The following is a 22350-nucleotide window of genomic DNA, read 5'->3' as shown; positions in this document are numbered from 1 at the left end:
GGTCAGGCGACGGCGACGACGTCGAGGATGCGCTGGACCACGCGGTCCTGGTCGACCCCGGCGGCTTCGGCCTCGAACGAGAGGATGACGCGGTGGCGCAGCACGTCGAACAGCACCGCCTGGATATCCTCGGGGCTGACGAAGTCGCGCCCGGCCAGCCAGGCGTGGGCGCGGGCGCAGCGGTCGAGGGCGATCGAGCCGCGGGGGCTGGCGCCGTAGGCGATCCAGTCGGCCAGCTCGCTGTCGAACTTGGCCGGGGTGCGGGTGGCCATGACCAGTTGCACCAGGTATTCCTCCACGGCGTCGGCCATGTACAGGCCGAGGATTTCCTTGCGCGCGGCGAAGATTGCCTGCTGGCTGACCCGGCGCTCGGGCTTGACCTCGCCGCCCAGCGCCTCGCCGCGGGCCTGCAGGAGGATGCGCCGTTCGACGGCGGCGTCGGGGAAGCCGATCTTCACGTGCATCAGGAAGCGGTCGAGCTGGGCTTCGGGCAGCGGGTAGGTGCCTTCCTGTTCGATCGGGTTCTGCGTGGCCATCACCAGGAACAGCGGCGACAGTTCGTAGGTGCTGCGCCCGACGCTGACCTGGCGTTCGGCCATGGCTTCGAGCAGGGCCGACTGGACCTTGGCTGGGGCGCGGTTGATTTCGTCGGCGAGCACCAGGTTGTGGAAGATCGGGCCTTGCTGGAACACGAAGCTGCCGGTTTCCGGGCGATAGATTTCGGTGCCGGTGATGTCGGCGGGCAGCAGGTCGGGGGTGAACTGGATGCGATGGAACTGGGCTTCGATCCCTTCGGCGAGTTCCTTGATGGCCTTGGTCTTGGCCAGGCCCGGGGCGCCTTCGACGAGCATGTGGCCGTCGGCCAGGAGCACGATGAGCAGGCGCTCGACCAGTTTTTCCTGGCCGAGGATCTGGGAAGAGAGAAAGGTGCGCAGCGCGATCAGCGCCTCACGGTGTTCCATCGTCGAGGGTTCCTGGGGATGGGCCCTGGCGCGCTGGGAGCGGTTGCCGGGCGGGGGTGGATACTTTAATCCATCCGGGGGGGTGGCGACCAATGGCGGTTTGCAAAAATCGTATAAAGGATAGGTGCGGGGCTATGGGTAGCTATTGCGCGAGGGGGGTGGGATGGGGGCGTGGGTTGAGAGTCATTTGTGTGTTGGCGGTGGTTGTTTCTAGGTCAGCTATTACCTGTGAGGAGGTCTGATTTTTTTCCAAGAGAGAGAAGTAGGCCGCCGTTGGGCCGAAAGGTGAGTATGCGTCGCCATCGTCAATGAATTAGCGTATAACTTTTAAAACCTACGCTCTGAAAGTCAAAGTCAAAGTCAAAGTCAAAGTCAAAGTCGGTCGGCGTGGGTATTTACAGATGTAAGCGCATTCATTGGCTATATCGACGCTTAGTCACCTTTTCGCCCTTACGGCGAGTCACTTTTTGTCAAACGCGACAAAAAGTAACCAAAAAACGCTGCGCTCCATTCATCCGGCCCCTACGCTTCGCTCCGGGGTTCCCTCACTCCGGCCTTGCTCCCGGGAGGACCGCGCTGTAGGGCCCATCCTGGGCCCCAGCGCTTGACGGGCATCCATGCCCGTCACCTCCCTACGCAAGGCCTGCGTTCGGCCTCCTGAAGTCGCGAAGTTACAGGCGGCGCCTGCACTGGCGCAGCTAGTCGCTAGTTGAATCAGTGGGAACTCCGGATCGCATCACGGGGCACGCCCGCTCCCACGCCAACTCGATAAAGCGGCCAAGCGTGGGAACGGGTGGCCCCACGATGGTGGCGGAACAAACAACACATTTCCAACTAACAAACCAATATCTCTGCTCTTGATCTGCTCTTGATCTGCTCTTGATCTGCTCTTGATCTGCTCTTGATCTGCTCTTGATCTGCTGTTGATTTTGCTTCTAAGCGCGCGATGGTCCAGGCGCCGCCAATTGCGACTTCAGGAGGCCGAGTGGAGTTCTTGCGTAGTGGGGCGACGGCCATGGATGGCCGTCGAGCGCTGGGGCCCAGGATGGGCCCTGCAGCGCGGTACCCACGGGAGCAAGAACGGAGCGAGGGAACCCCGGAGCGCAGCGTAGGGGCCGGATGAATGGAGCCAGCGGTTTTTGCCTACTTTTGCCCGCGTGCAAAAGTAGGTCGCCGTAAGGGCGAAAGGGTGACTAAATGTCGACATCATCTACGAATGCGCATAAAAAAATCAAAACAATCACTGCAGATCCAGATCCAGATCCAGATCCAGATCCAGATCCAGATCCAGATCCAGATCCAGATCCAGATCCAGATCCAGATCCAGATCCAGATCCAGATCCCCCCCCACGACCTATACTCCAACTCCCCAAAAACAACAGCAAGGAGCCCCCCAATGCCCCTGGAAAAACAAGGCACCTGCCTGTGCAAGGCCACCCACCTGAAACTCACCCTGGAAAACACCCACGTCAGCGCCTGTCACTGCAGCATGTGCCGCAAGTGGACCGGCGGCCCGCTACTGGCGGTGCAGTGCAGCCAACCCCCGGAGATCGAAGGCCCCGCGCCCAGCGTCTACGACTCATCCGCCTGGGCTGAGCGCGGCTTCTGCGCCAAGTGCGGCACGCACCTGTTCTACCGCCTGAAGGCAACCGGCATGTGCGTGGTCCCGGTCGGTGTGCTGGATGGTGAACAAACCTGGACCTTCACCGAACAGATCTTCATCGACGAAAAACCCACCTGGTATTGCTTCAGCAACCAGACCGAGAACCTCACCGGCCAGCAGGTGTTCGATCAATTCGCCCCGTCCTGAGCCTGCCCGCCTTGCCAAACCACGACATTCCTGAGAAAACGGCGGCCACTGAAAAACCGCTTCGAGGAACCTGCCATGAGCAGTGAGCTGCAAGTCATCGATCTCCAGCAAGGCGACGGCAAGACCGTGGTCAAGGGCGCGCTGATCACCACCCAGTACCGCGGTACCCTGGCCGACGGCAGCGAGTTCGACTCGTCGTGGGCGCGCGGCAAGCCGTTCCAGTGCGTGATCGGCACCGGCCGGGTGATCAAGGGGTGGGACCAGGGCCTGATGGGCATGCGCGTCGGCGGCAAGCGCAAGCTGCTGGTGCCGGCGCACCTGGGCTATGGCGAACGCAGCGTGGGCGCGATCCCGCCTGATTCGGACCTGACCTTCGAGATCGAACTGCTCGAAGTGCTGACCCGCGACGACTGATCCGCCACGCAACAATTCGGCAACACAGGCACGCTAACCTTGAGCCTGTCCACGGAACGGCACGCGTAGTCACGGACGACCCCGCCATGGATGGCGATCACGACAAGGATGCCCTGCGGCTTCGGCCGCGGGGCAATGTCGTCTTGCTGCGGTTGCTGCTACTGTCGCTGCTGACGCCCAGGACAGGAAGGCAGGGATGAACCGGCAGGTAACAGTGATCGGCGGCGGCGTGGTTGGCCTGGCTACGGCCTACGCACTGGTGCGTGACGGCTGGCAGGTCGACCTGGTCGAGGCCCGCGACAGCGTGGCCAGCGCCACCAGCTTCGCCAATGGCGGGCAACTTTCCTATCGTTACGTAGCGCCGCTGGCGGATGCCGGGGTGCCCTGGCAGGCCCTCGGCTGGCTGCTGCGCGGCGACTCGCCGCTGCGCTTGCGCCTGCGCCTGGACCCGGCGCAGTGGCGCTGGCTGGCGGCCTTCCTGTTGGCTTGCCGGCGCTCGGTCAATCGCCGTCACACGGCGCAACTGCTGAACCTTGCCCTGCACAGCCAGGTGGTGTTGCAGCGCTGGCGCGAAGAGGACGGCCTCGACGGCTTCGCCTGGCGGCGCAACGGCAAGCTCGTGGCCTTTCGCACGCAAGGCGCCTTTGCCCAGGCTCGCGCCCAACTGCTCGACCCCGACAGCCAACAGGTGCTGGATGCCGTGGCGGTGCGCGGGCTCGACCCGGCGCTGGCTCAGGCGCCTTTCGTCGGCGGGGTGTTCACCGCCGCCGAGGAGGTTGCCGATTGCCACCGTTTCTGCCTGCGCCTGGCCGAGCGCCTGCAGGCCTCGGGGCGCTGCCGGATGCACGTGGGCCAGCCGGTGACACGGCTGGTCGCGCAGGATCAACGCGTGGTCGCGCTGCAGCTGGGCCAGCAGCGCCTGGCGGTGCAACGCCTGGTGCTTTGCGCCGGGCACCGCAGCGCCGGCCTGGCCCTGCCGGGGCTCAAGCTGCCGGTGTATCCGCTCAAGGGCTACAGCCTCACCGCGCCGATTGGCGCCAGCCACGAAGCACCCGAGGTCAGCCTCACCGACTACGAGCGCAAGATTGTCTACGCCAGGTTGGATGACCAGCTGCGGGTGGCGGCGATGGTCGACATCGTCGGCTATGACGAGTCGGTCGATGCCGGCCGGCTCAGGAGCATGCGCCGGCTGGCCTGGGAGACGCTGCCCCAGGCCGCCGACTACCAGCAGGCGGTGGAGTGGGCGGGGATGCGCCCGGCGACGCCGAGCGGCGTGCCGATCGTCGGCGCCACGGGCTACCGCAACCTATGGCTGAACCTGGGGCATGGCGCCCTGGGGTTCACCCTGGCCTGCGGCAGCGCCGAGCGGCTGGCGACGTTGTTGCGCTGAGTGCGCGGGCCTGCCCCAGGCCCCTCAAACCATGCGCACCTGCTGTAGGAGCCAGCCTTGCTGGCGAACCAGGCACCGCGGAGGATGGCACCGGCAGCGCCGGTGTTCGCCGGCAAGGCCGGCTCCTACAACGTTACCGCCTGCAATCCCTGTAGGAGCCGCTTGCTGGCGAACCAGGCGACGCGGAGGATGGCACCGGCAACGCCGGTGTTCGCCGGCAAGCCGGCGCCTACAACGTTACGGCCTGCAATCCCTGTAGGAGCCAGCTTGCTGGCGAACCAGGCGACGCGGTGGATGGCACCGGCAACGCCGGTGTTCGCCGGCAAGGCCGGCTCCTACAACGGTTACGGCCTGCAGTACCTGTAGGAGCCAGCCTTGCTGGCGAAGCAGGCACCGCTGTTCGCGGGCACGTCCGCTGCCACAGGGACCGCGCCAAAGGGCTCAGCGGCCGAAGCGCATCGGCCAGCCCAGCACCTGCTTCGCCCGCGGCGTGGCATAGGTGCGCACCTTGGAGGTGCTCAGGCCCAGGCGCACCAGCGACTCGGCGATGGTCACCGCCGCACTCACCCCATCCACCACCGGCACCCCGGTGCGCTGGCGGATCTGCTCATCGAGCCCGGCCATGCCGCCGCAGCCCAGGCAGATCACCTCGGCCTTGTCCTCGCGTACCGCGCGCTCGGCTTGCTCGACGATGGCCTGCACCGCGCGTTGCGGGTCTTGTTCGAGCTCCAGAACCGCCAGGCCACTGGCGCGTACCGAAGCGCAGCGCTGGTACAGGCCGGACAGCTTCAGGCGGTCCTCGATCAGCGGCACCGTGCGATCCAGGGTGGTGACCACCGAATAGGCATGGCCCAGGTACATCGCGGTGCTGGCGGCGGCGTCGGTGATGTCCACCACCGGCACGTTCAGCAGTTCCTGCAAACCCTCCCGGCCATGCTCGCCGTAGCCGGCCTGGATGACCGCGTCATAGGGCTGGTCGTAGGCCAGCACCCGGTCCATCACGGCGATGGCGGCCAGGTAGCTCTCGAAATTGCCCTCCACCGATTCGGCGCCGAACCAGGGGGTCAGGCCGACGATCTCGGTGCCCGGGGCGGCGACGCTGCGCGCTTGCTCGGCGATGGCCTCGGTGATGGCGCTGGTGGTGTTGACGTTGGCGATCAGGATACGCATGGCGGATCTCCTTGAAATCAATGGCTGCTGTGGTCGACGGCGATGCATTCGCCGCTGACGTCGTGGTAGTGGCCGTGGCGCGGAGCGACCAGCAGGTACACGGCGGCGGCGATGCCGGCACCGATCAGCCAGGAGAACGGCGCGACGCTGTGGAAGTTGGGCACCAGGGCCAGGACGATGGCCAGCAGCGCGGCGGGGATGAACGCCGCCACCGCGCGCAGGTTGATGCCGCGGCTATAGTGGTAGGCGCCGGCGGGGTGTTCGCTGTACAGCTGCGGAACGTTGATGCGGCCCTTACGCAGCAGCCAGTAGTCGGCCATGATCACGCCGTACAGCGGGCCGAGCAGGGCGCCCAGGCCGGAGAGGAAGTACACGATCACCAAGGGGCTGTTATAGAGGTTCCACGGCAGGATCACCACGGCCAGCGTCGCGCTGATCAGCCCGGCGCGGCGGAAGTTCAGGTGGCGTGGCGCCAGGTTGCTGAGCACGAAGGCCGGGGCGACGAAGTTGGCCATGATGTTCACCGCCACGGTGACGATCAGGAAGGCCAGGCAGCCCAGCACCAGGAACGCGGTGTTGGGGATACTGGCGACGATCTGGGTTGGGCTGTCGATGATCTGGCCGTTGATCTGGAACTGCGCGCCGCACAGCACCACGGTGATCGCGGCGAACACCAGGATGTTCACCGGCAGGCCCCAGAAGTTGCCGACGCGGATGGTCTTGCGGCATGGCGCGCTGCGGGCGAAGTCGCAGAAGTTCAGCACCAGGGTGCCGTAGATCGCCAGCCACAGGGCGCCGCCGGCGAAGATGTTGCGCCACATCTCGTAGCCGCTCAGCGGTGCCGCCACCGACCAGGCGATGCGCGCGTCGGCCTTGAAGTACATGAACACCGCCAGGCTCGCCACGGTCAGCAGGATCACCGGGCCGGCGAAGGCCTCGTAGCGGCGCACCATCTCCATGCCGTAGGCGAGGATCACCAACTGCACCAGCCAGATCGCCACGAAGCACGCCCAGCCCAGGCTCGACAGGCCGAGGATGCTGTCCTGGTCGTAGGCCGCTACCTGCGGCCACACCGCGCTGAGCAGCACCCGCAGCACCACCGAGGCCAGGTAGGTCTGGATGCCGAACCAGGCGATGGCGATCACCGCGCGGATCAGCGCCGGCAGCTGCGCGCCATGGATGCCGAAGGCGATGCGGCTGATCACCGGGAAGGGGACCCCGGTCTTCTGGCCCATGTAGCCGGACAGGTTCATGAAGAAGTACACCAGCGCCGCGCCGATCGCCAGCGACAGGAGGATCTGCCAGCCGCCCAGGCCAAGGGCGAACAGCCCCATGGCGAAGGAGTAGTTGGCGATGTTGTGCACGTCGTTGGTCCATAGCGCGAAGATGCTGTAGCCCCCCCAGCGGCGTCCGGCGAGCTTGGTCGGGGCCAGGTCGCGGTTGTGCAGGCGCGGGCTCAGCTCGAGGTCGGCCGGATGGCCTTCGAGGGTGGTGCTGGAAGGGCTGGTGCTGGCAACGGAAAGTTCAGGGGCAAGGGGGAGGCTGCTACTCATTCCGGCGGCTCCTGATGCGCGTGACTGCGATGAGCGGGCGCTGGCGCACGGGCTCGCCATCTCGTCGGTGCAGGCGTTGGCATCACTGGGTTCTGGGCGCAACGGTCGCCGCTGGGGCGACGCTGCGGGTTCTTGTGTATTTATGTTTCGCTTAATTTGTATACAAAACACAGACACACAAAAGCCAGTTCCATGCCAGCGGGAAACCAACTTCTATGGAGCCATTACTTTGAATCTATCTTGTTGAAAGCTAAGTAGATGAAACTCATTAATTATAAGTTGACCGAATGAACAGGTTATATTTTGTTCTGCTGTTGTTAGTTGATCAATTGGTCAGATTTATATGCGGTAAATGTGTAACGGATTGGGGCGTTACCTGGGGTAAGTGCACACAAAAATGGCACTTTAGGTGACATTTATGTATACACATTCAGCGCTGTGAAGGTTGTGAGCGCAACGCTGGGAGCGGGCTTGCCGGCGAACACCGGCGTGCCGGTGCCAGGTACCGCGTCGCTGGGTTCGCCAGCCAGGCAGGCTCCTGCAGGGGGAGCGCATGGCTTGGGCGCAGCTCGATCCCTGCGCGCGCTCAGGCCATCGGCGGCAGCCGCCGCTTCACCGGGGTCTTCTTGATGATCGCGGTGTTGGTCTCGGCCAGTACATTGAGCCGGTCGAGCAGGGTATCGAGCTGTTCCATCGAGCGCACCTGCAAGCGCGCGATGAAGCAGTCCTCACCGGTGACCTTGTCGCACTCGGTGAATTCGGCAATGGCGATGATCTGCCGCTCCACCTCCTGCAACTGCCCAGGCAACGGGCGGATGCGCACGATGGCCTGCAATTGGTAGCCGAAGCTGCGTGGGTCGACCTCGACCGTATAGCCGCGCAGCACGCCGCGCTCCTCCAGGCGGCGCAGGCGTTCACTGACGCTCGGCGCCGACAGGCCACTGATCTGCGCCAGGGCTTTGAGCGAGCGGCGCGAATCTTCCATCAGGGTACTGATCAGCAACTGGTCGATGGTGTCGGTCATGACTACCTCATTAGGCAAGTGACGGATTTGGCCTTGATAGTAAAGGCCATTGGTGGATTTGGCCTTGGTAATCCGCTGGAAGGACGCAAGTTGCCCCACGCATACTGTGGCCATCGTCGACAGGAGGTGTGAGATGGACAATGGGTTGCGTCGCGGTTCCCTGGAAATGATCGCCGCCATGCTGATCTCCGGGACCATTGGCTGGTTCGTGCTGGTGTCCGGCCAACCGGTGCTGGACGTGGTGTTCTGGCGCTGCGTGTTCGGCGCCCTGACCTTGCTGGCGATCTGCGCGGCCATGGGCTTGTTCAAGCCCGGCGTGCTGACCCGCGCCACCTTCCTGCTGGCGGTGGTCAGTGGCGTGGCCATCGTCGGCAACTGGGTGTTGCTGTTCGCCTCCTACTCCCGGGCGTCGATCGCCATCGGCACGGCGGTGTACAACGTCCAGCCGTTCATGCTGGTGGGGCTGGCGGCGTTGTTTCTCGGCGAAAAGATCACCTTGGCCAAGCTGACCTGGCTGAGCGTGGCCTTCGTCGGCATGCTGGCCATCGTCGGTGCCCATGGCAGCGGCCAGGCCAGTGGCGAGGCGTACCTGCTGGGGATCGTCCTGGCGTTGGGCGCGGCGTTTCTGTATGCGTTGGCGGCGTTGATCATCAAGCGCCTGACCGGCACCCCGCCGCACCTGATCGCCCTGGTGCAGGTCAGCACCGGCGTGCTGCTGCTGGCCCCCTGGGTCAAGCTTGGCGGCCTGCCGGGCGAGTGGCCGGCACTGGGCAGCCTGCTGACCCTGGGCATGGTCCACACCGGGGTGATGTACGTGCTGTTGTACAGCGCCATCCAGCGCCTGCCCACGGCGCTGACCGGCGCCTTGTCGTTCATCTACCCGATCGCGGCGATTCTGGTCGACTGGTTCGCCTTCGGCCATCGCCTGGCGCCGTTGCAATGGCTGGGGGTGGGCTTGATCCTGCTGGCGGCAGCGGGGATGCAGCAGGGCTGGTGGTTGCGAGGGGCGCGGGGCACGCAGCAGGCTTGAGTGCTGGGCGGGTAAATCATCCGACAGTTTTTGTCGGTAATGGCTAGTTGATGGCGCGCTGACCCTCTAGTACTCTGCGCGCCTTTGTCGCAGTGATGCGACCCATTCCCAAGTGATGGATCACCCTGCATGTCCCGTTCCTTTCGCGCCGTGGCCACAGGCCTTGCGCTGTTGCCCTTGTTTGCCAGCGCCGCGCCGTTCCAGTCCCCCGGTGATCGGGATTTGATCCGCGATCGCCAGGAGAACCTGCTGCAAGAGCAGCGCAAGCGCCTCGAGGAGCTGCAACAGTTGCCTGGCAAGCAGGCCCCACAGGCCCCGGCACAGCCCAGCGAAGACGGCCGCTGCTTCCAGATCGAGCGCATCGACCTGCAGGGTGCGACGCTGCTCAGCGAGGGCCAACGCCATGCCCTGCTGGCAGACGATGAAGGCCAGTGCCTGCCGGTTGCCCGGTTCAATGCGTTGCTCAAGCGGATTACCGACCATTACCTGGACCGTGGCTACCTGACCACCCGTGCCTACCTGCCGCAGCAGGACCTGGGCAGTGGCGTGCTGCAGATCATCGTCGTCGAGGGGCGCCTCGAAGGCCTGGACAGCTCGAGCCTGGCCAGCCCTCGGGAGCTGGCCATGACGTTCCCCGGCAGGGTGGGCGAGGTGCTCGACCTGCGCCAGATGGAGCAGATGGTCGACCAATTGGGCCGCCTGCCCTCGCGTCGGGCCGAGGTGGAACTGGTGCCGGGCCAGGCCGTGGGCGGTAGCCGGGTGCAGCTCAAGGGTGAACGCGACAAGCCCTGGCGGGTCTCGGCCAGCCGGCACAATAACGGCGATGCCAGCAGTGGCGAGCAGCAGATGGACCTGGGCTTCGAATGGGACAGCCCGCTGGGCCTGGCTGACCAGCTCAGCCTGCGCAGTGGCCGCGACGTGGTCAGCGACCAGTGGCGCCATAGCGACAGCCAGGGCCTGAACTACAACCTGCCGTGGGGCTGGTGGACCTTCAACTACAGCTACAACCGCAACTACTACCGCACCCGCGACACCTCCAGCGGCTTCCCCTTCAAGCTCGACGGCGACAATGCCGTGCACCAGTTCCAGGCCGAACGGGTGATCCACCGGGACAGCCTGAGCAAGACCGCGGTGAACCTGGGCATCAGCCACCTGCGCGCACGCAACTACCTGGACGACACCCTGATCGATGTCTCCAGCACCCGCATCACCGAGCGCCAGCTGGGCGTCAACCATGGCCGGCGCATCGGCAACGCCTTCGTCAACCTGGACGCCGGCTGGCAGCAGGGCATTGGCGCCCTCGATGCCCAGGGCGCGGGTGACCCCCACGGCAACGAGCCGGTGGCGCGCTATAACAAGTACACCCTGACCCTGAGCTACCTGCAGCCGTTCCAGCTGTGGGGCGAACAGTTCAGCTTCGACAGCCTGGCCACCGGCCAGCGCAGCGAGGACGCCCTTTACAGCGGCCAGCGCATCAGCGTCGGCGGGCTGACCTCGGTGCGTGGCTTCAAGGAGCAGACCCTTACCGGCGATAGCGGCGGTTACTGGCGCAACCAGTTGCGCTGGCGTCGCCCGGTCACCTGGGCGCCACTGCAGCCCTGGTTGCGCGAATACGGCATGGCCGTGGCCTATGACGCCGGGGTGATCAAGGGCCAGCACGGCAATGGCCAGGACCATGGTCGCCTGAGCGGCAACGCCTTCGAGTTCAATGTGCGCGGCCAGTACTTCGCCGCCAGCGCCACCTTTGCCCGCTCGCTGCAACGCCCCGACGTCATCACCCGCCGTGAGCACCCGATCTACTTCCGTGTCGACGCGTTCTTCTGAGCCTCGACCCCCTCATTACCCGTGACACCGCCGCTCCGTCAGGGGCGCGCCTGCAACTGGCCCGAGCAGCGCCTGGAGTTCGTTCGACATGGATATTCGCACCCCCCTGAACCAATGCATCGCCCTGATCGTCGCGGGGGTGCTGTTTCTCAACCCCATCGTCGCCACGGCCGCGCAGCTGACCGTCGATGCGGCGGCCAATGCCAATACCAGCATCAACCAGGCCGGCAACGGGGTGCCGATCGTCAATATCGCCACACCCAATGGCAGCGGCCTGTCGACCAACACCTTCCGCGACTACAACGTCGGCAGCAACGGGCTGATCCTCAACAACGCCACCAGCAAGACCCAATCGACCCAGCTGGGCGGCATCATCATCGGCAACCCCAACCTGCGCGGCCAGGCCGCCCAGGTGATCCTCAACCAGGTCACCGGTGGCAACCGCAGTACCCTGCAAGGCTATACCGAGGTGGCCGGGCAGGCCGCCCGGGTCATCGTCGCCAACCCCCACGGCATCACCTGCAAGGGCTGCGGCTTCATCAACACGCCGCGGGCCACCCTCACCACCGGCAAGCCGATCATGGACGGCGAGCGCCTCGACCGCTTCCAGGTGGACGGTGGCGACATCGCCATCGAAGGCGATGCGCTCAATGCCCGCAACCTCGACCAGTTCGACCTGATCACCCGCAGCGCCAAGCTCAACACCGAACTGCATGCCAGGCAGTTGAACATCGTCACCGGGCGCAACGATGTCCAGGCCGACACCTTGCAGGCCACCCCACGTGCCGAGGACGGCAGCGCCAAACCACTGCTGGCCATCGACAGCGCGGCGCTGGGCGGCATGTATGCCAACACCATTCGCCTGGTCGGCACCGAACAGGGCGTGGGCGTCAAGCTGGCCGGCAACATGGCCGCCACCACCGGTGACATCCAGGTGGACGCCAACGGCAAGGTGACCCTGGCGCAGACTTCCAGTGCCGGCAACCTGAAGATCGCCGCGCAGAGCACCGAGCTGACCGGCAAGACTTACGCGGCCGGCAGCGCCACCGTGCGGGTGCGCGACGAGGTGAGCGTCGGCCAGAGCCTCGCCGCCAGGGACAGCATCACCGTGGCCGGCGCGCAAATCGACAACCAGGGCATCATCGAAGCTGGCGTGGAGCCGGACAACACCCGTAATGCCCACGGCGATGTGACCCTCACTGGCCAGAGCCTGCGCAACCGTGGCAGCGTGGTGGCCAACCGCACCCTTGAGGCTACCGCCAGCACCCTCCTCGACAACCAGGGCGGCACCGTCAAGGGCCGAGCCACCACCTTGACGGCAGGCCAGCTGGACAACCGCAAAGGCCAGGTACTGGCCGACGACACCCTGACGGTCAACGCCGGCACCCTCGACAACCGTGACCAGGGCCTGCTGCAAGGCAAGGGCCAGGCCGTGGTGGATGTCAGCGCAAACCTCGACAACCGGGGCGGCCGCCTGGTGGGCCAGGGCGGCCTGCAGGTCACCGCCACCCGGTTGGACAACCGTGACAAAGGCCTGGTCGGCAGTGACCGCCAGGCCAAGCTGACCACCCATGCGCTGCTGGACAACCAGGGCGGCGGCAAGCTCAGCGCCGACCGCCTGGACATCACCACCGCCGGCCTGCTCAACGGTGGCGGCCAGTTGCTTGGCGGCGATGTCCTGATCAACGCCAGCGCCGACATCGACAACCGCCTCGGCCTGGTATCGGCCAAGCGCCTGCTCGACCTCAAGGCCGTGGCCCTGGACAACAGCGGCAAGGGCAACCTGCGCAGCGACGGCACCCTGGGCATCAAGGTGGCGACCCTGGACAACCGCGACAACGGCCTGCTGTCGAGTCTCGGCGACCTGACCCTGCATGGCAGCGAGCGCCTCGACAACCGCGGCGGCCTGGTCCTCGCCGACCGCTCGCTGACCGTCACCGGCGGGCATTTCGACAACCGTGACAAGGGCGCGGCCACCACCCAGGGCAAGGCCCGTATCGATGTCGCCAGCCTGGCCAACAGCGATGCCGGCCACCTGCAGAGTGACGGCCGCCTCGAGCTGGTCGCCGGCAAGGTCGACAACGAGCGGCTGGGCAACATCACCGCCAAGGGCGACCTCGAGGCCCACCTGGGAACGTTGAACCATCAAGGCGGCAGCTTGACCAGCCTGGGCAGCCTGCTGCTCACCGCCGACACCCTCGACAACCAGCAGGGCGGCAAGATTGGCGCGACCACCGTGGCCGACATCAGCGCGGCGCGTATCCTCAACCAGCAGGGTGAGATTTCCAGCACCGGCAAGGTCATCCTCAATGCCAGCCAATTGCTGGACAACCAGGGCGGCAAGGTCATCGGCGACCGTGGCCTGACCCTCACCGTGCAGCGCCTGCTCAACCAGAACAAGGGCCTGCTCAGTGGCTATGACCGCCTGAGCCTGCACGGTACCGAGCTGCTCAACAACGGCGGCAAGCTGAGCAGCCACACGCACATCGACGTGACCCTGGACGGCCAGCTGGACAACAGCGACGCCGGCCTGATCGTCAGTGACGCCAGCGTCACCCTGAATACCGGCACGCTGCTCAACCGCCAGGGCGGCAAGGTTTCGGCCAACGCGGCCCTGGACCTGACCAGCCAGGACCTGCTGGACAACCAGGGCGGCACCCTGGTGAGCAACGCCGGGCTGCTGCTCAAGGCCGCTCGCCTGGACAACAGCCACCTCGGCGTGATCAGCGCCCAGCAGCACGCCGAGCTGCGCAGCGGCGCCATCGACAACAGCGCCAAGGGCAATATCGGTGCCGGCAGCCTGCTGCTGGTCGCCACCCAGCTCGACAACTACGGCTATGGCCGCATCAGCGCCGCCGGCCAGATCGATGCCACCCTGACCGGCCTCGACCAGAACGACCACGGGCAACTGGTCAGTGAAACTGGCATCGACCTCGACCTGCAGCACGGTCGGCTGGTGAACCGCAACGGCGGCCTGCTGCGTTCGCCGGGCAGCCTGTTGTTGCGTCAGATGGGGGTGGTGGACAACCGTGACGCGGGCGAGATTTCCAGCAATCAGGGTTTCAGCCTGGTCGCCAGCCGCCTCGACAACCGCGGTGGGCGGGTGGTCAGCAGCCAGGACCTGACCCTGCGCATCGCCGGCGTGCTCGACAACAGCCTGAAGGGGGTGTTGTCGGCCAGCCACGACCTCGAGGTCGGGGCCGGCAGCCTCGACAACTACAGCGGCGGCAGCCTGGCCAGCGGCCGGACTCTCAAGGCAACGATCGACGGCCAGCTCGACAACCACGACGAGGGCATCCTGTCCGCCGTGGGCGGGCTGACCGTGACCAGCGCCAGCTTGCTCAACGCCGAGCGCGGCCTGTTGTCGGGCAACACCGGGGTGACCGTCACTACCGGCCAGTTGGACAACCATCAAGGCGGCCAGCTCATCAGCCAGGCGGCGCTGACCGTCGACAGCAGCGAGCTCGACAACCGTGGCGGTGCCCTGAGCAGCAAGCAGGCCATGAAGCTGACCACCGGCGAGTTGCGCAACGGCGCCGATGCCCTGCTGCGCGGCGGCCGGATCCACAGCGATGGCGCGTTGACCTTGGTGGCGGCGCAGGTCGATTCCAGCCAGGGCGGTGAAATTTCCGCCAAGGGCGACCTGCTGCTGCGCGTCAGCGCGTTGATCCAGCGCCAGGGGCGGCTGATCGGCGAACAGAAGCTCGACCTCGACCTGAACGGCGGCGACCTGCAGAACCAGGGCGGCCTGATCAGCGCCAACGGCCCACTGAACATCCAGAACCTGCGCAAGCTCGACAACAGCGCCGGCGAAATCACCAGCCAGCAATCCTACCAGCTGCTCGCCCAGCGCATCGACAACCAGCAGGGGCGCATCCTCAGCGATGGCCAGCTGACGGTGGAGGCGCCACTGCTGGACAACAGCGCCAAGGGCCTGATCTCCGGCGCCCAGGGCCTGCTGGCCAAGGGTGTTGATCTTAACAACAGCGGCGAAGGCACCCTGTCCAGCAAGGACGGTGACCTCACCGTGACCCTGGCCGGTACCCTCGACAACCGCGAACTGGGCGCCCTGGTCAGCAAGGGTCACCAGCAGATCAGCGCGGCCAGCCTGCATAACAGCAAGGGCATCGTTTCTTCCGAGCAGGCCATCACCCTCAGTGTCAGCGACCAGCTCGACAACAGCGGCGGCGGCCTGATTTCCGCCACCGGCGACCTGGCGTTCGACCAGGACGGCACCGTCATCGACAACCAGGGCGGGCAGGTCAACGGCCAGGCGATCACTGTCACAGGCAAGCGCCTGGAAAACGCCAAGGGCCAGCTGACCAGCCGCGCGCTGCTTGAGCTGACCTTGGCCGAGGCCCTGGTCAACACCGACGGCGCGCGCCTGGTCAGTGGCGCCGACCTGCTGCTCAACACCGGCCGTGTCGCCAACAACGGCGGCAAGCTGATCAGCCACGGCCTGTTGCGCGTCGACGCAACGACGCTGGACAACAGCCTTGGCGGTAACCTGGCCAGCCAGCAGAACCTGGTACTGCGCCTGGGCGGCGACCTGCTCAACGGCCAGGATGGCCTGCTGTTCAGCGAACACGGCAAGCTCGACATCCATGCCAATGCCCTGGACAACCAGGCCGGTACGCTGAAAAGCCAGGGCGGCATCGAAGTGCGCCTGGACAAGGCGTTGAACAACCACGGCGGGCGCCTGGAGAGCCAGGCGGGCGGCCTCGAGCTGCACGCCGCGAGCCTCGACAACGGCGGCAGCGGCATGCTCAGCGCGGCCAAGGGCCTGTTCAAGGGCGTCTTCGCCGGCCTGTTCGACAACGGCGGCGGCACCACCCAGGCGCAATCGGTGGACATCAAGGCCGACACCCGGGTGAACAACCAGGGTGGCTATCTCTCGGCCCTGGGTGGCGACAACCAGCTCGTCAGCGCCGAGTTCGACAACCGCGGTGGCGGCCTGTATGCCGCCGGGCTGCTGCACCTGCAGGGCCAGCAACTGTTCAACCAGAGCGGCAAGATCGGCGCCGGGCGCATCGACTTCGGCCTGGACGGCGCCCTGTACAACGGCCTCGGCCAACTGGAAAGCGAAGGTGACCTGCTGCTGCGCGCCAGCGAACTCGACAACCGCACCGGCAACCTGCGCGCGCTCGGCAAGACCGGCACCAGCCGTTTCATCATCGCGGGCAACCTGCTCAACGACAACGGTGTGCTGGCCACCGCCAACCACGACCTCGACCTGCAGATCGGCGGCCTGAGCAACAGCGGCGGGCAACTGCTGCACACCGGCCTTGGCACCTTCGGCCTGGCCTCGGACAAAGTCACCCAGGCCGGCGGCGTGCTGCATACCGATGGCCTGCTGAGCATCGGCGCCGCCAGCTGGACCAACAGCAGCGTGCTGCAGGCCCGGCGCCTGGAGCTGGACATCGGGCGTTTCGTGCAGACGGCCAGCGGCAAGCTGCTGGCGGTCGAGAGTTTCAAGGGCCGCGGTGGCGACTGGAGCAACGATGGTCTGCTGGCCAGTGACGGCAGCCTGCAGTTGGACCTCACCGGCAACTACGACGGCAATGGCCGCCTGACCAGCCTCGGCACCCTGGGGTTGAGCGCCACCGATATCCGCCTGGCCAATAGCGCCAGCCTGGCCGCTGGCGCCAGCGGCGTGGTGACGGCCCGCAACCTGCTGAGCAACGACGGTCGCCTGACCGCCCTCGATGGCCTCACGGTCAACGCCGCCAGCCTGGAAAACCGCGGCACCCTCGGCGGCGCCGCCGCGGTGACACTGACCGCCAACAACCTGAGCAACCAGCGCGGCCTGGTGTTCAGTGGCAACGACATGACCCTGCGCGTGGGCAGCCTGAGCAACTACTACGGCGATATCTACAGCCTCGGCGGCCTGGACCTGGCCGGCAACGGCAGCGCCCGCGCCGTGTTGCTGGACAATATCTCGGCCAGCATGGAAAGCGCCGCCAGCATGACCCTGGCGGTGGATACCTTGCTCAACCGCAAGGAACACTTGAGCTCCAAGCAGAAGCTGGTCGCCGGCTACGTCAACGTCTATTCCGACGACCGCTGCAAAGGCAAGGGCTGCGAGCTGTACTTCTCGGCCACCGAGAGCTGGCAGGATGTCATTGACCAGGACAGCCCTACAGCCTTCATCACCACCGGCGGCAAGCTGAACTTTGCCGGTGACGCGTTCCGCAACCACTACAGCAGTGTCTCGGCGGCCGGCGATATCGCCATCAACACGGCCGTGTTCGAGAACAAGGGCGCCGGTGGCGGCGAGCAACGCAACCTTACCGCCAGCATGTACACCCGTGATCGCGGCCAGTACAACGCGTTCATCAACGCCAAGAACCAGTTCAACCAGAACCCCGGTTCGCTGACCCTCGATCAGGTCATGGCCGCGTCTGGCTACCCGCATGCCAGCATCTACAACGTCATCGACAACAAGACGCCGATCGCTGGCGCCGTGGTCGCCCCGGCGGTGGTGCAGTCGGCCGGCGCAGTGACCATCAACGCCACCCAGCGCATCGACAACAGCGTGGTGCGCGTCAACCAGGCCGGTGCCGGCACCATCAATGCCCGTGGCGATGCCACCGCCGATGCGCGCCAGGCCCAGACCCAGGTGCGCGCGCTCAACCCGCAGTTGCCGCCGGACCTGGCCCAGCGCCAGGTCAACCCGGTCACCCTGCCCAGCTTCAGCCTGCCCCAGGGCAGCAACGGCCTGTTCCGCATCAGCAGCCAGGCCGGCCAGGCCGCCGTCAGCGGCGACGCCCTGGGCGCGACCGCTGACCGCACCCAGGCCGGCAGCGGCACCTTCATTGCGCCGCTGGCCACCACCTCCGGTGCCGACAGCCGCGCCGCGCAGGCCCTTGGCGCCGACGCCGCGGCATCTGCCCAAGGCGCCGTGGCCGGTTCCGGCGTGGCGCTGGGCGGCCTGGCCGCCGGCGTCAAGCTGGTCCAGGGCGTGCCTGAGCGCGGCGTGCCGAATGTCGCGCACAAGTACCTGGTAGAGACCAACCCGGTCCTGACCGACCTCAAGCAGTTCCTCAGCTCCGACTACATGCTCGGCCAGCTCGACGTCAAGCCGGACCAGGCCATCAAGCGCCTGGGCGACGGCCTCTACGAGCAGCGCCTGATCCGCGAGGCGGTGGTGGCCCGTACCGGCCAGCGCTACATCGACGGCATGACCAGCGACGAGACGCTGTTCCGCTACCTGATGGACAACGCCATCGCCAGCAAGGACAAGCTGTCGCTGAGCGTGGGCGTGTCGCTCAGCGCCGAGCAGGTGGCGGCGCTGACCCACGACATCGTCTGGATGGAGCAGGTCGAGGTCAACGGCGAGAAGGTGCTCGCCCCGGTGCTGTACCTGGCCCACGCCAACGGCCGCGTGGCCCCTAACGGCGCGTTGATCCAGGGCCGCGACGTCAACCTGATCAGCGGTGGCGAGCTGGTCAACGTCGGCACCTTGCGCGCCAGCAACAACCTCGCCGTCAGCGCCAGCAACATCGGCAACGCCGGGTTGATGGAAGCGGGCGGGCGCCTGGACATGCTGGCCACCGAGTCGATCCGCAACGCCCAGGGCGGGATCATCGCCGGGCGTGAAGTGAGCCTCACCGCGTTGACCGGCGACGTGATCAACGAACGCAGCGTCACCCGCCTTGAGGGCAGCGCGGGCGGTGAGCACGTGACCAAGGACCTGGTCGACACCGCCGCGCGCATCGAGGCGGCGAACAACCTGACGATCACGGCGGGGCAGGACATCGGCATTGTCGGCGGTGCCGTGCAGGCCGGTGGCAACATCGACATGGATGCCGGCCGTGACCTGATCATCGCCAGCCAGGAAGGTGTCGACAGCCACGAGTACCAGCGCCGCCGCGTCAGTGGCCACGACACCAGCATCACCCAGTACGGCAGCGAGGTGAAGGCCGGCGGCAACCTCACCGCCACGGCCGGCCAGGACCTGAGCATCGTCGCCAGCGAGATCGAGGCCCGCCGCGACCTGGCCCTGCAGGCCGGGCGCGACGTGACCCTGGCCGCCGCGGCGAACGAGGAGCACAGCTACGCCAAGGGCAAGAAAGGCAAGACCAAGTACGAGCGCCAGGAGGACGACGTCGAGCAGCAGTCGGCCGAAGTGAAGGCCGGCGGCGACCTGACCATCGACGCCGGGCGCGACCTGCGCATGGTGGCGAGCAAGGCCAGCGCCGGCGACGAAGCCTACCTGGTGGCCGGCGACAAGCTCGAGCTGCTGGCCGCCAACGACAGCCAGTACTCGCTGTATGACATGAACAAGAAGGGTGGTTGGGGGAGCAAGAAGACCCAGCGTGATGAAGTGACCGACGTCAAGGCGGTGGGGAGTGCGATCACCAGTGGTGGCGACCTCACCCTCGAGAGCGGCGGTGACCAGCTGTACCAGGGCGCGAAGCTCGCCTCCGGTGCGGACCTGACCATTGATAGCGGCGGTTCGGTGACCTTCGAAGCAGTCAAGGACATGCATCAGGAGAGTCACGAGAAGAGCAAGGGTGACCTTGCCTGGAACAGCATGAAGGGCAAGGGCAGCACCGACGAGACCCTGCGTCAGAGCCAGCTGACCGCCAATGGTGATCTGGTGATCAAGGCGGTGGATGGCTTGAAGGTCGATGTGAAACATGTCGACCAGGCGACCATCAGCCAGAGCATCGACGCCATGGTCGCAGCCGATCCGCAGTTGGCTTGGTTGAAGGAAGTCGAGAAGCGCGGGGATGTGGACTGGCGGCAGGTGAAGGAGGTGCATGATTCCTTCAAGTACAGCCATTCCGGGCTTGGGGCCGGGGCGCAGATCGTCATTGCCATCATCGTCACCTACCTGACGGCAGGGGCGGCTGGCGCAATGATTGGCAATGCCACAGGTGCCGTGGCAGGTTCCGGCTCGGCTTTGGCCGCAAGCGGAACCGCGACCGCCAGTGCCGTGGCCAATGGCGCGGTGGTCGGTTCGACAGTTTCAGCCGGTTGGGCAAACGTGGCACTGAGCAGCATTGCCACAGCGGCCACCAACAACGCCGTTGTCAGCGGCATCAACAACCGTGGCAACCTTGGGGCGGTGTTCAAGGATGTGACCTCATCGAGCAGCCTGAAGGGGTATGCCACAGGCGCAATTACCGCCGGGGTTACCGCTGCTTATCTCAATGATGCGTTTGGTATTTCCGCCGAGGACCTGAACAAACCTACCTTTGGCTTCGATCTGAGCAAGCTTTCGGGCTTTGGCAAGTTTGCCGGTTACACCGGCTCGCAGGCAGCGATAGGCGCTGTTGCCAAATCCGCGCTGGAAGGGAGCAGCCTGGGTAGCAACCTGACCGATGCCGGCAAGACCTTCGTGGGCAATGCGCTGTCGGCGGCCATCTACAAGCGACTTGGCGACAAGCTGTACTTCGAAGGGCTGCCAACCAAGACTGTGGCGCACGCCTTGGTCGGTGGCCTGATCGCCGAGGCCGCGGGTGGTGATTTCCGTACAGGGGCGATTGCGGCAGGTGCGAACGAAGCCTTCGTCGCCACCGTTGGTGAACACATTTTCCCCGGGGAGTCGCATGAGCAACTGCTGACCATGACCTCGCAGTTGCTGGGGCTGACCGTGGCCGCAGGTTTGGGGGCCGATGAGAAAGGGCAGCAGGTGGCAGGCTGGGTGGCGCAGAACGCTACCCAATACAACAACCTCGATCACCCGACTGCGGAGCGCATGCTGGGTGAGTTGAAGGCATGTCGGGCAACCAAGCAGTGCACGGCGGGCCGGATCCAGGACATCGTCGATCGATACGAAAGCATCTCCATCGCCCGCTCGAAGGCGATGGACGACTGCAAGACGCGTGCGTGTGCGCAGGGACTGGTCGACAGTGCGATTGTCATCGACAGCCCGGTTGCCAAGGAACTGATTGCGTTCTTTAGGAACCAGGGATACGACACCGTCGGTTTGCTCAATGGCAACCCAGGGCAACACCTGATGCCGTCGATGAACCCTGCCGGTACCGGCGGCTTGTTTGTGCCCGATAAGGACCTGTTCACCGCGAAACTCATCAAGGAAGGCTGGTTGACGCCTGCGGAGCAAGCCGGGCTTCAGCGATGGGATACGGAAACATCATGGCTGGACAATGCCGCTGGTCGTAAATTGACGATCCAGGAAAAGGCTACCCTGATCACCGAACTGGGTACGACCGGGGCGCTGGCCATCATGGCCGGTGGTCGAGGCGCAGTCGCCGCGACGGGGGGCGGTAAGGGCAAATCCGGAGAGGGCAAGGTCAGCCCAGGTGAGGGCGCGAAGGTCCCGCCATGCCCGCGTTGCTTCGCAGCTGGCACCCTGGTGGCAACGCCGGATGGCGACCGGGCGATTGAAACGCTCAAGGTCGGCGATTTGGTGTGGACCAAGCCAGAGCACGGCGGCAAGCCGTTTGCCGCGGCGATCACCGCGACCCATGAGCGGGACGACCAGCCGATCTATCGCCTGGCCCTGGAGAGCACCCGTACCGATGGCGCGGTAAGATCGGAAACATTGTTGGTGACACCGAGCCACCCGTTCTACGTACCCGCCAAGCGTGACTTTGTGCAGATGGGCGAGCTACGGCAGGGGGATCTGCTGCAGTCGCTGGCGGATGGAGAGGGTGAAGGGACGTCGACTCGGGTGGTCTCGGCGCGGTTGTACAAGCCGGTTGGGAAGACGTTTAACCTGACGGTGGATGTGGGGCATACGTTCTATGTGGGGGATCTTAGGACGTGGGTGCACAATACTGGTGGGCCTTGTGATATTCCTGTTGGGACGAAAAGCTCAAGTGGAGGTGAGCAGACAAGCGGGAAGTTCAAGAATTTATATCCGAATGATCCCGTCACCCCGGGGCCGCGGTATGAACTGGTTAAGACAGAGGGAGGCTATAAGTATCGTGTGCCAGGTGGTATGCGTACACCTAAAGGAAAGTATGATTTTATTCAGGTGGACGGAAAAATTTATATAGCCCCCCCAAGGGATAATGTGGTTTCAGGTCATCTCTCATTATCGAAAGGAGGGGAAGTCGATTTTGCAGGGCAGATCCACTTCTCACAAAAAGGAGGTTTGAAGAATTGGGATAACCATTCTGGGCATTATCAACCTCCTGCGGGTGCTGCGCCGATTGTCAAATTGCCGCAAGATATTTTCAAAATGTATGAGTGAGCGGAG

The 22350-nt window shown here is 65.3% G+C and carries 10 protein-coding genes; 6 read left to right on the top strand and 4 right to left on the bottom strand.

The window, feature by feature from the left end; translation table 11 throughout:
- Nucleotides 1-2 precede the first annotated feature (2 nt).
- Complete coding sequence (locus tag KSS95_RS19685) at nt 3-962, bottom strand: AAA family ATPase (RefSeq protein ID WP_134693940.1); 960 nt, start codon at nt 960-962, stop codon at nt 3-5.
- 1396 nt (nt 963-2358) lie between these two features.
- Between KSS95_RS19685 and KSS95_RS19680 the strand changes: the two genes are divergently transcribed.
- The 3 genes from KSS95_RS19680 (at nt 2359) to KSS95_RS19670 (ending at nt 4576) form a co-directional block, all read left to right on the top strand.
- Nucleotides 2359-2772: a GFA family protein gene (locus tag KSS95_RS19680; RefSeq protein WP_217848891.1), complete on the top strand. Its 414-nt coding sequence runs from the start codon at nt 2359-2361 to the stop codon at nt 2770-2772.
- 75 nt (nt 2773-2847) lie between these two features.
- Nucleotides 2848-3186, top strand: coding sequence for an FKBP-type peptidyl-prolyl cis-trans isomerase (locus KSS95_RS19675; protein ID WP_217848889.1), 339 nt, complete (start codon nt 2848-2850; stop codon nt 3184-3186).
- A gap of 196 nt (nt 3187-3382) precedes the next feature.
- Complete coding sequence (locus KSS95_RS19670) at nt 3383-4576, top strand: D-amino acid dehydrogenase (protein WP_217848887.1); 1194 nt, start codon at nt 3383-3385, stop codon at nt 4574-4576.
- A gap of 441 nt (nt 4577-5017) precedes the next feature.
- Here KSS95_RS19670 and KSS95_RS19665 read toward each other — a convergent pair whose 3' ends face one another.
- The 3 genes from KSS95_RS19665 to KSS95_RS19655 all read right to left on the bottom strand — a co-directional run bounded on the left by KSS95_RS19665 (nt 5018) and on the right by KSS95_RS19655 (nt 8323).
- The gene (locus KSS95_RS19665; RefSeq protein ID WP_217848886.1) at nt 5018-5746 is read right to left on the bottom strand and encodes an aspartate/glutamate racemase family protein; all 729 of its coding nucleotides are present in this window, start codon (nt 5744-5746) and stop codon (nt 5018-5020) included.
- A gap of 17 nt (nt 5747-5763) precedes the next feature.
- Complete coding sequence (locus KSS95_RS19660; RefSeq protein ID WP_217848884.1) at nt 5764-7299, bottom strand: NCS1 family nucleobase:cation symporter-1; 1536 nt, start codon at nt 7297-7299, stop codon at nt 5764-5766.
- A gap of 586 nt (nt 7300-7885) precedes the next feature.
- On the bottom strand, nt 7886-8323 hold the full coding sequence (locus tag KSS95_RS19655) for an Lrp/AsnC family transcriptional regulator (protein ID WP_217848882.1): 438 nt from the start codon (nt 8321-8323) through the stop codon (nt 7886-7888).
- A gap of 133 nt (nt 8324-8456) precedes the next feature.
- On the opposite strand from KSS95_RS19655, the gene KSS95_RS19650 reads away from it, so the two are divergent.
- The 3 genes from KSS95_RS19650 (at nt 8457) to KSS95_RS19640 (ending at nt 22344) form a co-directional block, all read left to right on the top strand.
- Complete coding sequence (locus KSS95_RS19650; protein WP_217848881.1) at nt 8457-9353, top strand: DMT family transporter; 897 nt, start codon at nt 8457-8459, stop codon at nt 9351-9353.
- A gap of 129 nt (nt 9354-9482) precedes the next feature.
- A complete protein-coding gene (locus tag KSS95_RS19645; RefSeq protein WP_217848879.1) occupies nt 9483-11177 on the top strand; it encodes a ShlB/FhaC/HecB family hemolysin secretion/activation protein in 1695 nt (564 codons plus the stop codon).
- A gap of 88 nt (nt 11178-11265) precedes the next feature.
- The gene (locus KSS95_RS19640; protein ID WP_217848877.1) at nt 11266-22344 is read left to right on the top strand and encodes a two-partner secretion domain-containing protein; all 11079 of its coding nucleotides are present in this window, start codon (nt 11266-11268) and stop codon (nt 22342-22344) included.
- The last annotated feature ends 6 nt before the right edge of the window (nt 22345-22350 follow it).

Source organism: Pseudomonas muyukensis (assembly GCF_019139535.1).
Classification (GTDB): Bacteria; Pseudomonadota; Gammaproteobacteria; order Pseudomonadales; family Pseudomonadaceae; genus Aquipseudomonas; species Aquipseudomonas muyukensis.
The sequence above is the reverse complement of the archived record's forward strand: the minus strand, read 5'-3'. Positions and strand labels throughout refer to the sequence as shown.

Bases quoted from the DNA above. Each gene is read 5' to 3' on its own strand.
- KSS95_RS19685 (WP_134693940.1), bottom strand. From the start codon at position 962: ATGGAACACCGTGAGGCGCTGATCGCGCTGCGCACCTTTCTCTCTTCC.
- KSS95_RS19680 (WP_217848891.1), top strand. From the start codon at position 2,359: ATGCCCCTGGAAAAACAAGGCACCTGCCTGTGCAAGGCCACCCACCTG.
- KSS95_RS19675 (WP_217848889.1), top strand. From the start codon at position 2,848: ATGAGCAGTGAGCTGCAAGTCATCGATCTCCAGCAAGGCGACGGCAAG.
- KSS95_RS19670 (WP_217848887.1), top strand. From the start codon at position 3,383: ATGAACCGGCAGGTAACAGTGATCGGCGGCGGCGTGGTTGGCCTGGCT.
- KSS95_RS19665 (WP_217848886.1), bottom strand. From the start codon at position 5,746: ATGCGTATCCTGATCGCCAACGTCAACACCACCAGCGCCATCACCGAG.
- KSS95_RS19660 (WP_217848884.1), bottom strand. From the start codon at position 7,299: ATGAGTAGCAGCCTCCCCCTTGCCCCTGAACTTTCCGTTGCCAGCACC.
- KSS95_RS19655 (WP_217848882.1), bottom strand. From the start codon at position 8,323: ATGACCGACACCATCGACCAGTTGCTGATCAGTACCCTGATGGAAGAT.
- KSS95_RS19650 (WP_217848881.1), top strand. From the start codon at position 8,457: ATGGACAATGGGTTGCGTCGCGGTTCCCTGGAAATGATCGCCGCCATG.
- KSS95_RS19645 (WP_217848879.1), top strand. From the start codon at position 9,483: ATGTCCCGTTCCTTTCGCGCCGTGGCCACAGGCCTTGCGCTGTTGCCC.
- KSS95_RS19640 (WP_217848877.1), top strand. From the start codon at position 11,266: ATGGATATTCGCACCCCCCTGAACCAATGCATCGCCCTGATCGTCGCG.